The 14,760-nt window shown below is 40.2% G+C and carries 13 protein-coding genes; 7 read left to right on the top strand and 6 right to left on the bottom strand.

The window, feature by feature from the left end; all coding sequences use genetic code 11:
• The first annotated feature begins 166 nt into the window (after window positions 1–166).
• From J1899_RS21460 to J1899_RS21485, 6 genes are all read left to right on the top strand, one after another.
• Window positions 167–856, top strand: coding sequence for a response regulator transcription factor (locus J1899_RS21460; protein WP_214476604.1), 690 nt, complete (start codon window positions 167–169; stop codon window positions 854–856).
• The gene (locus J1899_RS21465; RefSeq protein WP_214478973.1) at window positions 856–1,863 is read left to right on the top strand and encodes a sensor histidine kinase; all 1,008 of its coding nucleotides are present in this window, start codon (window positions 856–858) and stop codon (window positions 1,861–1,863) included. The genes J1899_RS21460 and J1899_RS21465 overlap by 1 nt, the downstream gene beginning before the upstream one ends.
• Window positions 1,864–1,997: 134 nt before the next feature.
• Window positions 1,998–2,759, top strand: a complete 762-nt coding sequence (locus J1899_RS21470; RefSeq protein ID WP_214476606.1) for an ABC transporter ATP-binding protein — start codon at window positions 1,998–2,000, stop codon at window positions 2,757–2,759.
• Complete coding sequence (locus J1899_RS21475; protein ID WP_214476609.1) at window positions 2,749–4,695, top strand: FtsX-like permease family protein; 1,947 nt, start codon at window positions 2,749–2,751, stop codon at window positions 4,693–4,695. The genes J1899_RS21470 and J1899_RS21475 overlap by 11 nt, the downstream gene beginning before the upstream one ends.
• 215 nt (window positions 4,696–4,910) lie before the next feature.
• A complete protein-coding gene (locus J1899_RS21480) occupies window positions 4,911–5,489 on the top strand; it encodes a TetR/AcrR family transcriptional regulator (RefSeq protein WP_214476611.1) in 579 nt (192 codons plus the stop codon).
• A gap of 17 nt (window positions 5,490–5,506) precedes the next feature.
• Window positions 5,507–6,697, top strand: a complete 1,191-nt coding sequence (locus J1899_RS21485; RefSeq protein WP_214476613.1) for an MFS transporter — start codon at window positions 5,507–5,509, stop codon at window positions 6,695–6,697.
• Window positions 6,698–6,766: 69 nt separating this feature from the next.
• On the opposite strand, the gene J1899_RS21490 is transcribed toward J1899_RS21485, so the two are convergent.
• Window positions 6,767–7,462: a copper homeostasis protein CutC gene (locus tag J1899_RS21490; RefSeq protein ID WP_214476615.1), complete on the bottom strand. Its 696-nt coding sequence runs from the start codon at window positions 7,460–7,462 to the stop codon at window positions 6,767–6,769.
• A gap of 5 nt (window positions 7,463–7,467) precedes the next feature.
• Entirely contained in the window at window positions 7,468–8,472 is a 1,005-nt protein-coding gene (locus J1899_RS21495; protein ID WP_214476617.1) for an asparaginase, read from the bottom strand.
• 223 nt (window positions 8,473–8,695) lie between these two features.
• Between J1899_RS21495 and J1899_RS21500 the strand changes: the two genes are divergently transcribed.
• A complete protein-coding gene (locus tag J1899_RS21500) occupies window positions 8,696–10,159 on the top strand; it encodes a M20 family peptidase (RefSeq protein ID WP_214476620.1) in 1,464 nt (487 codons plus the stop codon).
• A 39-nt stretch (window positions 10,160–10,198) separates the two neighbouring features.
• Here the strand turns inward: J1899_RS21500 and J1899_RS21505 are convergent, their stop codons facing one another.
• From J1899_RS21505 to J1899_RS21520, 4 genes are all read right to left on the bottom strand, one after another.
• Window positions 10,199–10,819: a nitroreductase family protein gene (locus J1899_RS21505; RefSeq protein ID WP_214476622.1), complete on the bottom strand. Its 621-nt coding sequence runs from the start codon at window positions 10,817–10,819 to the stop codon at window positions 10,199–10,201.
• Window positions 10,820–11,521: 702 nt separating this feature from the next.
• Window positions 11,522–12,808, bottom strand: coding sequence for an IS110 family RNA-guided transposase (locus tag J1899_RS21510; protein ID WP_214476624.1), 1,287 nt, complete (start codon window positions 12,806–12,808; stop codon window positions 11,522–11,524).
• Window positions 12,809–13,204: 396 nt separating this feature from the next.
• Window positions 13,205–13,945: an amino acid ABC transporter ATP-binding protein gene (locus tag J1899_RS21515; RefSeq protein WP_066442124.1), complete on the bottom strand. Its 741-nt coding sequence runs from the start codon at window positions 13,943–13,945 to the stop codon at window positions 13,205–13,207.
• A 26-nt stretch (window positions 13,946–13,971) separates the two neighbouring features.
• Window positions 13,972–14,742, bottom strand: a complete 771-nt coding sequence (locus J1899_RS21520) for an amino acid ABC transporter permease (protein WP_214476626.1) — start codon at window positions 14,740–14,742, stop codon at window positions 13,972–13,974.
• Window positions 14,743–14,760 lie beyond the last annotated feature (18 nt).

Below are 14,760 nucleotides of genomic sequence, written 5' to 3' on the forward strand. Positions count from 1 at the left end.
TATTTTTCACATGGACCGCAGAAATCATTCTCTCTAAGAGAAAGTATTTAGCCTCAATTTCAGCTGGCTTTTTCCTTTGCAAATCATTCCCCCGCTTGCCTAGCTGCTGCTTGTCATTTAGAAACTTTTTCCTTTAGAATAAACATCATAAAGGAGAGTGCGTATCATGTTTTCTATTTTGCTGATTGAGGATGATACTTCCTTGTTCACAGAGATAAAAGAACGGCTTGGTCAATGGTCTTATACTGTTCATGGTGTACAAGATTTCAGCAATGTTTTAGACGAATTTTCACAATTAAAACCTGATCTTGTCATCATTGATATACAGCTTCCTAAATTTGACGGTTTTCACTGGTGCAGAGTGATTCGTGCTGTTTCAAATGTACCGATTATTTTTCTGTCATCCCGTGATCACCCAACTGATATGGTGATGTCCATGCAGCTTGGCGCAGATGATTTTGTCCAGAAACCATTTCACTTTGAAGTTCTCATTGCTAAAATTCAAGCTATTTTAAGACGCGTCTACAATTACAGTTCAAATCAGTCAGAGTTTAAAACCTGGTGCGGAGCTGCTGTTGACTTTGAAAAAAACACAGTTTCTAATGAACATGGAACGATTGAACTCACCAAGAATGAAATCTTTATTTTAAAACTGCTGATTGAGAAGAAAAATTCAATTGTTACACGAGATTCATTAATGAATAGCTTGTGGGACGATAAACGATTTATCAGTGACAATACACTTACTGTCAATGTAAATCGCTTGCGGAAAAAGCTTGATGAAATTGATTTAGGCAAGCAGATTGAGACTAAGGTCGGACAAGGCTATGTGGCGCTGGAAGAGGAAGTTTCATGATGATTGGCACCTATTTACGTGAAAGATTGAGCTGGATCCTTCTTTTTTTCGCAACACAGTTTTTGATTCTTTTTATAGTCTTTATTGATTCAAGTATTCCTGTTGGCTCTGTGCTGTACATACACTTACTGTCATTCCTTCTGTTCGCCATTTTTTTGACTGTTCGTTACCATAAAGAAACAAAATTTTACCGAAGTCTTGCAGATAGAGAATACAATCTCGATATTACAGGCATTATCCAAGCTGAAAGTCCATTTGAGAAGCTTGTTGAGGAAACCATCACAGAGCAGACGGCTCTGCTAAAGCGAGAGGCAGCTCAAAATTTTATCCTGCTTGAACAAGAGAAGGACGATTTATTAGCATGGATTCACGAGGTGAAAACGCCGTTAACTGCCTTGAAGCTTATGATTGATCGTCTGGATGATGAAACGATGAAGAAGCAAATGACTTATGAATGGCTGCGGGTTCATTTGCTGCTTGATCAGCAGCTCCATAAGAAACGGCTGCCTTTTATGCAGAATGATTTATATATCGAGAAAACAGAGTTAGAACCGATTGTTTTTGAAGAGATCCAAACATTGCGGGCATGGTGCATGCAAAAAGGGCTTGGCTTTCACATTGATCTGCATGAAGAAGAGGTATATACGGATGCGAAATGGCTTGGCTTTATCCTTAGACAAATCCTGTCTAATGCAATTAAGTATACTGAACAAGGGGATATTATTGTAAGAAGCGAAAGAAAAGGTGATCAGCATATCCTTCAAGTGCAGGATTTTGGCAAAGGCATAAGTGCAAAAGATCTCCCCCGTATATTTGATAAAGGCTTCACATCAACTGAACAGCATCAGAATAGCGCTGCAACTGGAATGGGCCTCTATTTAGCGAAGAAAGCAGCAGACTCCCTGCTCATTCATATTGATGTAACATCAGCTAGAGGCAGCGGTACTACCCTTACTTTAACCTTTCCTAAAAAGAATGATTTTGTAGATATGAAAGCATTGCATTAATCTATATATATACGTTTCAAGCATGTGACAAGAATGTCACATGCTTTTATCATTTGTTCGTCCAATCGAAGGAAAAGAATGTTCCCACATTTTATAATAAAGACAAATTTACAGAATGAAAGGAAGGATCCAATATGGTAATTTTAGAGGCTCAAAAAATATATAAAAGCTATGGAAATAAATTTAACAAACAAGAGGTTTTAAAAGGGATTGATGTCAGCATTGGAAAAGGAGAATTCCTTAGTATTATGGGTGCATCCGGATCCGGTAAAACGACATTGCTGAATGTCCTTTCCTCTATTGATCACGTAAGTACTGGAAGCATCAAAATTGAGGGCAAAGAAATCACATCTCTAAAGGAAAAACAGCTTGCTGAATTTCGCAAAAAGAGTTTGGGATTTATTTTTCAGGATTATAACCTGCTCGATACTTTAACGGTGAAGGAAAATATCCTGCTTCCGCTCTCGATTGCGAAGGTATCAAGAAAAGCGGCTGATTCCCTTTTCCATTCCCTTGCAACGGAGCTTGGCATCCGTGAGATTGAGCATAAGTACCCGAACGAAATTTCAGGCGGGCAAAAGCAGCGTACTTCTGCAGCACGTGCGTTTATTCATGAACCGAGCATTATTTTTGCTGACGAGCCTACTGGTGCTCTTGATTCGAAATCAGCTTCAGACCTGCTGAATAAATTGAGCGAGTTAAATATGAAGCGCGGTTCTACCATTGCGATGGTGACACATGACCCTGTCGCTGCAAGCTACAGCTCGCGCGTTATTTTCATAAAAGATGGGCAGATTTATACACAGCTGACAAAGGGCGATCAGGACAGACAGGCATTTTTCAAGGATATTATGAAAACACAGGCCGTTTTAGGAGGCGTCCAGCATGAGTCTTAACCAGCTAATTTTTCGCAACTTAAAGAAAAACCTAAAAAATTATTATTTATATGTGTTTGCGCTTATTTTTAGCTCGGCTCTCTATTTTTCCTTTGTGACGCTGCAATACGATCCTTCCATGGATGAAATGACAGGATCCATAAAAGGCGGCGCGGCACTGCGGGCTGCATCAGTTCTGCTTGTCGCTATTGTTTCCATCTTCTTAATTTATGCAAATAATCTTTTCATCAAAAGACGAAGCAAGGAAATTGGATTATTTCAACTGATCGGGATGACCAAAGGGAGAATATTTCGGATTTTGACTTTGGAAAATTTCCTGCTGTATTCTGCATCCGTCATAATCGGTATTGGAGCAGGCTTTGCTTTTTCAAAACTGATACTGATGATTCTTTTCAAAATTATTGATATTGATATGCTTGCAGAGCTGCGGTTTTCACCAGAGGCGCTTCTTCAAACAGCTATTGTATTTGCAGTTATATATCTGCTGATCATGCTCATGAACTATTTGTTTATTAAAAGGCAAAGCATCTTATCTCTATTTAAGGTGACATCGTCTACAGAGACTCGTGTCCGGAAGCTATCCATATTTGAAATTCTAATTGGAATTGTCGGAATCACCCTAATTTTAACTGGCTATTATGTTTCTTCTAAGTTATTTAGCGGTGATTTTACCAATATGAATCGTTTATTCATGGCGATGATCTTTATACTGGCATCCGTGATTATTGGCACGTATTTGTTTTTTAAAGGCTCGGTCAGCTTTATCTTTAATTTAATACGGAAAAGTAAAAATGGTTACTTAAATATTAATGAAGTTCTTTCACTATCCTCCATCATGTTTCGCATGAGGTCGAATGCGATGCTGTTATCGATCATTACAACGGTATCAGCCCTGGCAATTGGACTCTTGAGCTTAAGTTATATTTCGTATTATTCGGTGGATAACGGTGCAGCAAGCAGTCAGCCAGATATGTATACATTGGCTGATTCAGAAGCTGCTGCAGCGTTTACAGCAGAACTGGATGCAGAAAATATTGATTATAGCCAAAAAGAGATTGAAGTGTATCAGGCGAAATTAAATATAGGTGAAATTATGGACTCCAGCTTGGAAGAAATGAACTTTGACCCTGCTAATGTCTCAATGGGAATTATCAGTGATGAAGCATTGGAGGATGTTGATGTTCAAGCAGATGAAGTATTATTTGCTGGATATAGTGATGCTTTAGGCAGATTTTATAATTTCGAGGACGATGGCAGCATTACTCTTTTTTCAAAATCTTCTTCCATGGATCTGCGCTATATTGGACTTGAGAAACAATCGGTTGTTCCCTACTTTTTTTCAGGCGGAGGATTCCCAGCCGCGATTGTAGATGAAGGTGTTTTTACACAGCTGCAGAATGATCTGGATCCTGAAATACAGTATGAAACATCTGCTTATATTGGGATGAATATTAAGGAAGAAGCACAATATGAGCTTGCGAATGAAGTTTTTAATGACCTATTCGCTGATGCTGAGGGCATGAATATGTCCAGGATGAACAGCAGTGCTTCACAAAAGCTTGTGATGGGTCTTGCGATGTTTATCGTTGGCTTCTTAGGACTAACCTTCCTGATTACTTCTGGATGTATCCTATATTTTAAACAGATGGACGAAAGTGAAGAGGAAAAGCCAAGTTATGTCATTTTGCGCAAGCTCGGATTTACGCAATGGGATCTGCTGCGCGGCATACAAGCAAAGCAATTATTCAGCTTTGGAATTCCGCTTGTGCTAGGTCTCTCTCATAGTTATTTTGCCGTGCAATCGGGCTGGTTCTTTTTCGGTAACGAGCTGTGGACACCAATGCTGATTGTTATGGTCGTTTATACTGGATTGTATTCAATCTTTGGGGTGCTTTCCCTATTGTATTATAAGCGTGTGATTCGGGAAGCACTTTAATCTAAATACCAGCTGCCTATTTCTCTAGTTGAAATAGACAGCTGTTTTTTTGTATTACAACTTCCTAATGGTATGCTGCCTTTTGAGTTCCTATAGACAGAATGTTCTTTATGGTTAATGAGCTGGAACCGAAAAAATCGTCTATCCGTCTTGCTTCTTTGCAGAGTATTTGGTAAGATAACTGACGAACGTTCGTTAGATTCGAGGTGATTGAATTGAAAAGTACGGAAATTAAGGAAGCTGCTTTGAAGTTCTTTACCATTCATGGATATGAAGGGGCTTCTCTTTCACAAATAGCAGATGAAGTTGGCATTAAGAAGCAATCTATTTATGGACATTTTAAAGGGAAAGATGATTTGTTTCTTCAAGTGCTGCGCGATGCAAAGGATACGGAACTTTCTTCAAAGTTAACTTATTTTCAATCAACATTGGATGAAGCTCCAGAACAATCTTTATATGGTTATCTTCAGCTTGTCATTGATCTGTTTCAGAAGAATGAGCATCTGAAGTTTTGGCTGCGTATGTCCTTTTTTCCGCCCGCACACTTGGCTGAAGCCATCACAGAAGAAGTTGTGGACTTGGAAGATCAAATGCAAGTGGTCATTGAAAAACGATTTAGTGAATGGATTGAAAAAGGGCTGATTCACAATAGTGATCCTTCCATACCTGCTCTCGCCTTTATTGGGGTCGTCGATTCAATTCTTCTAGAACTTGTATATGTAAATGATGAAAAAAGATTATATAAAAAGCTGGAAGCATCCTGGTCCATCTTTTGGAGAGGAATTTCATCGTAGAAAAAGAGGTGTTCATTATGAAAAATCAAAAAGCAGTATTAGTCATCCTTCTTAGTAATGTTTTCATTGCTTTTTTAGGGATTGGACTCATTATTCCTGTCATGCCGTCATTTATGAATATCATGCATTTGTCAGGCGCGACGATGGGCTATCTGGTCGCCATGTTTGCCGTTGCCCAGCTTGTGATGTCACCGTTCGCCGGGCGCTGGGTCGACCGGTTTGGGCGGAAAAAAATCATTATTCTTGGACTCTTCTTATTTGGGGTATCTGAACTTATCTTCGGTTTAGGCAAAAGTGTGCCTGTCCTTTATCTCTCCAGAATATTAGGAGGGTTTAGTGCAGCCTTTATAATGCCAGGTGTTACTGCATATGTAGCAGACATCACGTCCCTGAAAGACCGTCCTAAGGCTATGGGATATGTCTCTGCGGCTATTAGCACTGGATTTATTATTGGCCCTGGAATCGGCGGGTTTATAGGCGAATATGGTGTACGGCTTCCATTCTTTTTTGCAGCTGGCATTGCTTTTGCAGCCTGTATTCTATCGGCCTTTATATTAAAAGAGCCGCTTTCTAAGGAGAAGCTTGCTGAATTAGCAAACAATCAGGCACAATCTAATTTCTTCTATGATCTTAAAAAATCAATTCGGCCATTATACTTTATTGCCTTTTTAATTGTATTTGTACTTGCATTTGGCTTATCTGCCTATGAAACAGTTTTCAGCTTATTCTCAGATCATAAATTTGGATTCACACCAAAAGACATTGCGGGTATTATTACGATCAGTTCCATCTTTGGTGTTATCTTTCAGTTATTTTTGTTTGGGAAATTGATCGATCTGCTTGGGGAAAAGAAGCTCATTCAGCTTTGCTTGATCGTTGGTGCTATTTCTGCATTTTTATCAACCGTTATCTCAGGCTATTTTGCTGTTTTAGCTGTCACATGCTTCGTTTTTCTTGCTTTCGATCTCTTGCGTCCAGCGTTAACGACATTCCTGTCTAAAGCAGCTGGAGAGGAGCAGGGCTTTGTGGCCGGCATGAACTCAACATATACGAGTCTCGGCAATATTGTGGGTCCAGCTATTGGCGGTATTCTATTCGATGTGAATATTCATTACCCTTATCTCTTCTCAGGTGTGGTAATCGTAGTTGGACTTCTCATTACGGTCATCTGGAAGGAAAAGCAGTTCTCTGAGAGTTTAGCGAAATAACACAGCGCTAAATAGATTTAAAGGAATATAACAAAAGGCATAGCGGAACATACCGCTATGCCTTTATTTTTAGGCACCTGCTCTTTTACAGAGCTCCTTAAATGTTTGAAGCAGTTCCACATCGATTTCATGCAATAGGCTTCTATTTTTCCGTACACCTGAGCCAACATGAATTTCATAAGGTGAAACATCTTGTAAAAATGCCTCGATATTCTCTGGTGTTATGCCTGATCCCGGCATAATCGTCAAATGGCTGCCTTCACAGGAATTTATCAGCTCTTGCAGCTGTTCTTTTGCCTGTGGAGCTTTTTCTGCTCCTCCAGATGTTAAAATACGGGATATCTGTTTGTAAGACTTTAACACTTCTAATGCTTCCAATTGATTCTCTACTTGATCAAAAGCACGATGATACGTAACATCCAGGCCTTCTGTATCTTCCAGCAGAACAGAAAGAGCCTCTTCATCGACTTTATTCTCTGCAGTTATTGCTCCGATCACAATTCCCGCTGCCCCAATATCTCTGCATGCTTTAATGTCTGATTTCATGATTGCTACATCCTGCTGTGTGTATGTAAAACTCCTGTTATGCGGGCGGATCATCACGCTGACAGGAATCGAAACAGCATGGCAAACCGCCTCAATCAAGCCATAGCTCGGGGTAAGCCCGCCTTCTCCAACAGCTGTAATTAACTCAATTCGATCTGCTCCTGCTTTTTCTGCTAGTATTGCATCGTTTAGCGTATCCGCAATAACTTCTATCAACATATGTTTTATAACTCCTTTAATTGAAAAACTTCATGGATCGTGCCTACTTCATGGCCTGAATCATTTTTCACTGAATTGGGCTTAAGTGCCCTTAAATTCCGAATGGTTTCTTTATTGCTATAGTCAATCTGCTCTAAGATAGAAGCAACAATATTTGGCCACACTTCTTCGGATCCATTGATCACCTTTAAAGCAAAGCCAAGGCGCTCTTTTCTTAACCCAAAGCAGTATACACCCTGCGCTCCCCCTTTAGCAAAGATATTATCGTCCCGAAGCAGAATAGAGCAAATAAAATGATGAGAAGCAATGATATTTGGCTCCTTGTTCATGATTGCTCCAAGCTTTTGAACAGCTGATCTTAATGCGGAATCTTTAATCATATCTGGACATGCCAGTTTTAAGTAAGTTAAAGCCATATTTTCCAGAGGGATTGCCAATACAGGAACACCACAGCCATCCGTCCCTGCCTTGATTAGGTCAAGTGGAACTTCTGACAGCTCAGAAAAAATGTCATTGATTTGCTTCTGCAGCGGGTGCTCCTGTCTCCAATAGCCGCTTACCTCATATCCTAATTCCCTGCAGACAGCGGCAAAGCCGATATGCTTGCCTGCACAATTATGATAGAGACGCCGTTTTTCTTTGCCTTCTCGAAGCATTTCCTCATAAGGTCCCTTATTTAATGGATAGGACGGGGGACAGAGCAGTTCTTCTTCACGAACAGGCAATTTATTCAGCAATGACTCCAGTGCTGCAATATGGTAATGCTCTCCGCGCTGAGAAGCGCCAAACAGCGCGGCCTCTTCATCCGTTACTCCATATTTTTCAACGATATCTGTTAGCAATAAAGGCAGTGCTTGAATCGGTTTAGCCGCTGATCGAAAGAAAACATCCTGCTTGATATCTCCAAATTGGCGGACTGTTTCTTTCTTGTCGTTCACACCTGCAATAATCCCAAAATGGACATTTTCAACACTTCCATTTCTTCTTTCTTCAATGATGGCATGATGCATGAAGATTCCCCATTTCTGCTGTTTATTACCTATCATACTATATTGCCCGATATATTTTCTAAATAGCTTTTTCAAGCATTTATTACTTAGTGTAAACGAACTGTTGTCAAACTATAAGTTGTTCGAACAACCTAGAAAGAAGTTATGTCAAAAATACAGAATAAAATTCTAAATATTATAAAAATAGTATAAAATAATATAAAAAGAGTTTCGGGGGTTTTGTATGGGGAGATGGAAAATGATTTTATTAATAGTTGGTGTCTTTTTGCTTATATTCGCCATTGTTACAGTAACACGTACCTTTATGACAGAGTCAAGGCAGCCTGAACCAAATAAGGCTGAAGTAACGCTTGATGAAGACAAAGCTATACGTCATTTTTCGGAAGCGCTTACCTTCAAAACCATTTCCTATCAGGATCGAACTGCCTTTGATTATCCAGAGTTTGAGCGCTTTATTGAATTTTTAGAAGACACATATCCGGCTGTTCATCAGCAGCTTGAGGTAGAGAAAGTAAACGATTATGCGCTAATTTACAAATGGTCTGGAAGCGAATCCGGCAAAAAACCAATTGGTTTAACCAGTCATTATGATGTGGTCCCTGTTCTTGAAGGAACCGAAGCAAACTGGGAGCAAGGTCCATTTAGCGGCACTGTTACCGACGGAGAAATTTGGGGACGCGGCACCTTGGACGATAAAATTGGGGTAATTGGAATTCTTGAAGCTGCAGAACATCTTTTAGAGGAGGGCTATGCACCGAAAAGAGATGTGTATTTTATGTTTGGTTTTGATGAAGAAATAGGTGGAGATGAAGGAGCGGCTGCGATTGTCGATCTGCTTGAAGAACGGGGAGTGACATTTGATTTTGTTCTTGATGAAGGCGGAGCGATCGTGGAAAATATGGTTCCTGGCGTTGAACAGCCTGTTGGTGTGGTAGGTGTGTCAGAAAAAGGGTCGGCTACTGCTGAACTGACCATTTCCGGAAGCGGAGGGCACTCTTCTCAGCCAAAGGATCATACCAATATCGGCCGAGTCGCCAGTGCGATTGCAAAGCTTGAGAATACTCAATTTAAAGCAGATCTGCGCGGTCCAGGTGAAACCTTATTTGAATTTGCCGCACCAGAAATGAGTTTCGGCATGCGATATGTGTTTGCAAATAAGTTTATTTTTGAACCGATTATTGAATCGATTTTACTAAAACAGCCAGCTACTGCCGCCTTAATTCGAACAACCATTGCACCAACCGTCTTCCAGGCTGGTGAGCAATATAATGCGCTGCCTGAACAGGCGACGGCCATTATTAATCTTCGTGTCATGCCAGGCGAATCGCTTGAGAATGTGAAAAAGTTTATTGAAGAAACCATTGATGACGATGAAATCTCTGTGTCTGTAACTGGGAGCGAGGCAACAAGTGTATCCTCGACAGACAGCTGGCAGTTCCAAACCATTCAGCAGGCTGCCCGCAATGTCTACAGCGATGCTGTTATGGTTCCATACTTAATGTTTGCCGGATCAGACGCAAAGCATTATGACCGTATCGCTGATAATACGTATCGTTTTCTGCCCGTTCTCATCACCTCAGAAGATTTAACAAGGATGCATGGCACAAATGAACATGTCAGCATTGATAATTATTTGAATGCGATTGCTTTTTATATGGAGGTTATGAAGGAAAGTGATCGAAAATAAAAAGTGCCCAAGAATGTCTGATCATTCTTGGGCATTTTCTTATTTCCATTGTGCAATTGTATTGACAGGCAGACGGTAAGATTGGTATCCCTCTTCATCTGCTTTACCAATTGAAATGAGCATAATTGGTACATATCTGTCTTTATCCATATCAAACGCTTCAGCAATTTGATCCTTTTCAAAGCCGCCGATTGGGTTCGTGTCATACCCATGCGCCTTTGCTGCAAGCATAAGCTGCATCGATACCAGACCGCTATCAACAAGCGTAAGCTCTTTATTGATTTGCTCTGGCAATGTGGAATAAATTTTTGAGATTGATTGAATTTGGCGCTCTTTTACTTCCTCAGGCATAATGCCAAGTTCAACTGATTTTGTGAAAATTTCTTCTGCATACGTATGACTCTGCAGATCGGCAAATACCGCAATCACCGCAGATGATGTTTGCACTTGTGATTGATTAAATTTAGCAAGCGGCGCAAGTTTTGCCTTTGCTTCAGGGCTTTCAATTACAAGAAAGCGCCAAGGCTGCAAATTAAGAGATGAAGGAGCTAAGCTTGCTTCCGTTAAAATTTCCTCCATCTCTTCCCGGCTGATTTTTACCTCAGGATCATATTTTCGAATTGATCTTCTGCCTTTTAAAACATCCATAAAATGGTTCATATAAGTTCTCTCCTTATGTTTAATTTTCAGGCTGTGAACGTTGTTTTATAACTCCGCAAGCATCTTCAAACAGTGTGTAATTTTGATCCTTGATAGGTCAATGGTTATTAAATCCAATATATATTCTTTCCCTATAGTGGTCAAAAAAAGTGCTCAATGAGGAAATTGATAGGAAACTTGCTGATTTTGATAGGAAATTCAATAAGTTTGATAGGAAACTTTGGAATGGTTTGTGAATTTTTACAAGTCCGTTCCATTGCGCTGCAGACCCTCGCTTTCCGTGGGGAGGAAGCTGAGCCTCCCTCATGAAATTGGCAAGTTTCTTAAAATTGCTTTGTTTTTCTTCATTTTTCTCTAGTGTCTAAAAGAATGGATATAGCACATTCAAACAAATATATCCACGTTTTTTAAAAAATGGAATATAAATTTGAGTTTATATAGACCGGAGGAGGCGTTTTCCAGTTTTAGGTAGTGATCATATAATCGCACCTATGGATCTCCACTTACGACATGGTGGTGGACCCTCCCATTTCTCTCAGCGTCTATGCGCGCAAATTCCTTCGTTCGACCTGACCATGTGTGGATGCCGGATATGCTCCTCGGGGGGGTCTTTGCCCTAATGCTCGGAATGTTGACCGGCTAATCCATGCTTCATTTGTCATAATTAAGAAAAAGTACAAAACAATATCACTTGTCTATTGGTTAAGCAGCTACCTGGTTATTCGTAAAATATGGGATATCTCGAAGCATGCGTTCTTCACTGAACGAACTCTCACGTGTTCCAATCATAAACAATATTTTGATTAGTTTTCGGCCTAAAGCAACATAAGATTGTTTGCCCTTTAAGGGATTCTTTGTCCTATTTTTGTAGTGATTATGAAGGGCATTGAAGGCTTTATTATGGCAAGCCAGGGGACGGGCAACTTGATACAGTATGGAACGTAATCTTCGCCGTCCCCGCTTTGTAATCGTTGTCTTCCCTTTGTGTTTACCGGATTGGTTCATCTTCAAATTGAGTCCCGCTAATTTAATAATTTGGCGTGGATCTCTATAGTTTGAAAGGTCACCAACCTCGGCAAAAAAACCAACAACTGTCATTGCCCCAACACCTTTTATGGCAATCATGCGCTCCGCTCCTGGAACGCTCAATACAAGCTCTTCTAGCTGCGTCTTAAGAGCTTCAAGACGTTCTTCTAACCGTTGATATTGGCCTACAAGATAGAGAATTTCTTCACGAGCCATACGGAGACCTACGGTCATTCCAATACTCGAGGCAGCTGCTTGTTTTAACTTTCGTATTAGCGTGATACTAATATTCTTGTACACTGACGTCTTTAGTTCTTGGAGTAGTTCATCTTCTGTCTTTTGACAAATATCTTTCGGCAAGTAGCCACATTTCAAGAGGTATACTGCCGTTTTCCCATCCCATTTTTTGAAAACGGTCAAGAATTCAGGGAAATATCGATCTAGTACATTATGCATTTGTGCTTTAATGGATGAAAGATCTTCCTGAATAATGTCAAATAGTTTTACGCCTTCACGCAGCTCTGCATATACCCCTTCAGGTAAAGTGGGCTCATGGTAGCGCCCGGCACGAATGAGTTGAGCAATGACTTTTGCATCCTTGGTGTCATTCTTGGTAGGGGAATCATCATCTAATTCCTTTGACTTTTTGACCTTCATTGGATTGACTAGAACCACCTTTATCCCTTGTGATTTCAAGAAATAAGCTAAGGGAATCCAATAATGGCCGGTCGGCTCCATGCCAATAATCACATTGGGACGGCCTGTTTTTTCGCTTAATTCTTTTGCCCACTCAAATAATAGCTTGAATCCCGCTAAACAGTTCCAGAAAATAAGCCGTTTGGATAACTCAATTCCCCGATCATCAATCACCCGGGCAACATGTCTGTACTTTGCAATATCGACACCGATAATCAGTGTGTGTTCATTAATTTGCTTAATTCGTTCATTTTGTGTAATATCCATAATAGAAGTCTCCCTTCGGTACTTAATTCGAGGTCATGCATGACACTCTCTATCGTACCAAGGGGACTTTTTTTTTGCACATCGCTTAAACTTCGAATTATAGTCAAATTACTTTATTACAGGAATGCTCCTCGGAGCAAGCTCCTGTGGGGTCTCACCTTTTCCTCTATTGCCCACAGGAGTCGAGGGTCTTCCGCTCCATTTCACTCATGTTGATGATATATGACAAATAAAAAAATAAAACAACATATGATTAGAAGAATTCACTTTCTAACCATTCGCTGCTATGATCGTGCTAGATTGTGTCCCAGCCACCCTATATCTCAAAAAAAATAGTAGGTAAAGCCATCCGCCAATGACCTTGCCCACTATTCTTAGTATGTTTCTTCCAACATCTTATACAGTCTTCAATGTCCGTTTTAAGAACTCTCTTGTACGCTCCTGGTCAGGATTGTTAAAGATTTTTTCTGGAGGTCCTTCTTCCGCAATGACGCCTTTGTCCATAAATACAACACGGTCAGAGACTTCTCTCGCAAATTCCATTTCATGTGTAACGATTAACATGGTTAAGCCTGTTCCAGCGAGCTCTTTCATAATTTTTAATACTTCGCCAACCATTTCTGGATCTAACGCAGAAGTCGGTTCATCGAAAAGCATTACATCGGGTTCCATTGAAAGGGCACGAGCGATAGCAACACGCTGCTTTTGACCGCCTGATAAATGGCGAGGCTTAGCATTAATGTAATTTTCCATCCCTACAACCCGCAAGTATTTGCGTGCAATTTGTTCCGCTTCTTCCTTTGAACGCTTTAATACTTTTATTTGTCCGACCATACAGTTATTTAATACATCATGATTATTGAACAAGTTAAATTGCTGAAACACCATCCCCAGCTTTCGGCGGTATTGGTGGATATCATGACGGTCGTCCAAAATATTTTCTCCATTATAAATAATCTGGCCGCCGCTTGGTTTTTCAAGTAAGTTTACACAGCGCAACAGTGTTGATTTCCCCGAGCCTGAAGAGCCGATAATTGTAACAACTTCACCTTTTTCCACAGAAAAATGAATATCCTTTAAAACCTCATGCGAACCAAATGATTTGCTTAAGCGCTGGATTTCAATGATTGTTTCCATATATGTTCCTCCTCTCAGTCAAAAAATTACATCCCTTTATTGGCTTTCTTTTTCATATCTTCTGCTGTTTCAATATGCAAGTTATTGCCGATCACAGTGTAGTTATCCGGCCCCTCGAGTTTGCGTTCGAAGTAGCGCAGGATGAGAGTAATCGCAAATGTCATAATAAAGTAAATAATACACGCGACAAAGAATGATTCAAAATAGCGGAAATTATTGCCCGCCACCGTTTTCGTCTGGAAAAATAATTCTGTCACAGAAATAACACTTAATACAGCCGTGTCTTTAATATTAATAATGAATTGGTTCCCTGTTGCCGGCAAAATATTGCGGATTACTTGCGGCATAACTACATGAATCATGGTCTGCACATGATTCATGCCGATCGCCTGTGCCGCTTCATATTGGCCTTTATCAACCGAGATGATGCCTCCACGCACGATTTCAGCCATATAAGCACCTGTATTAATCCCTACTACCACGATACCTGCAATAATCGGGTTCATATGAAAATTAAAGGCAAGTGCAGATCCATAAAAAATGACCATTGCCTGTACAATCATTGGCGTGCCGCGGAAAAATTCGATATAAATGGTTAAAATGGCATTGATCAGTTTAAGCAGATTCTTTTTTATTCCTTTTTCAGGAGCAGGTATTGTTCGAACTACACCTGCCAGCAAACCAATGAGCGATCCAATAATTGTTCCTGTTAAAGCGATGACTAATGTCCAACCAGCTCCGCGCAAAAACATCGGCCAGTTTGACTGTATGATTTGTATCATCCAATCGAGACTCATGGTGATCCTCCTTTTTTA

This window comes from Cytobacillus gottheilii (assembly GCF_018582665.1).
Taxonomy (GTDB): domain Bacteria; phylum Bacillota; class Bacilli; order Bacillales; family Cytobacillaceae; genus Cytobacillus; species Cytobacillus gottheilii.

Bases quoted from the DNA above. Each gene is read 5' to 3' on its own strand.
- J1899_RS21460 (WP_214476604.1), top strand. From the start codon at position 167: ATGTTTTCTATTTTGCTGATTGAGGATGATACTTCCTTGTTCACAGAG.
- J1899_RS21465 (WP_214478973.1), top strand. From the start codon at position 856: ATGATTGGCACCTATTTACGTGAAAGATTGAGCTGGATCCTTCTTTTT.
- J1899_RS21470 (WP_214476606.1), top strand. From the start codon at position 1,998: ATGGTAATTTTAGAGGCTCAAAAAATATATAAAAGCTATGGAAATAAA.
- J1899_RS21475 (WP_214476609.1), top strand. From the start codon at position 2,749: ATGAGTCTTAACCAGCTAATTTTTCGCAACTTAAAGAAAAACCTAAAA.
- J1899_RS21485 (WP_214476613.1), top strand. From the start codon at position 5,507: ATGAAAAATCAAAAAGCAGTATTAGTCATCCTTCTTAGTAATGTTTTC.
- J1899_RS21490 (WP_214476615.1), bottom strand. From the start codon at position 7,462: ATGTTGATAGAAGTTATTGCGGATACGCTAAACGATGCAATACTAGCA.
- J1899_RS21495 (WP_214476617.1), bottom strand. From the start codon at position 8,472: ATGCATCATGCCATCATTGAAGAAAGAAGAAATGGAAGTGTTGAAAAT.
- J1899_RS21500 (WP_214476620.1), top strand. From the start codon at position 8,696: ATGGGGAGATGGAAAATGATTTTATTAATAGTTGGTGTCTTTTTGCTT.
- J1899_RS21505 (WP_214476622.1), bottom strand. From the start codon at position 10,819: ATGAACCATTTTATGGATGTTTTAAAAGGCAGAAGATCAATTCGAAAA.
- J1899_RS21510 (WP_214476624.1), bottom strand. From the start codon at position 12,808: ATGGATATTACACAAAATGAACGAATTAAGCAAATTAATGAACACACA.
- J1899_RS21515 (WP_066442124.1), bottom strand. From the start codon at position 13,945: ATGGAAACAATCATTGAAATCCAGCGCTTAAGCAAATCATTTGGTTCG.
- J1899_RS21520 (WP_214476626.1), bottom strand. From the start codon at position 14,742: ATGAGTCTCGATTGGATGATACAAATCATACAGTCAAACTGGCCGATG.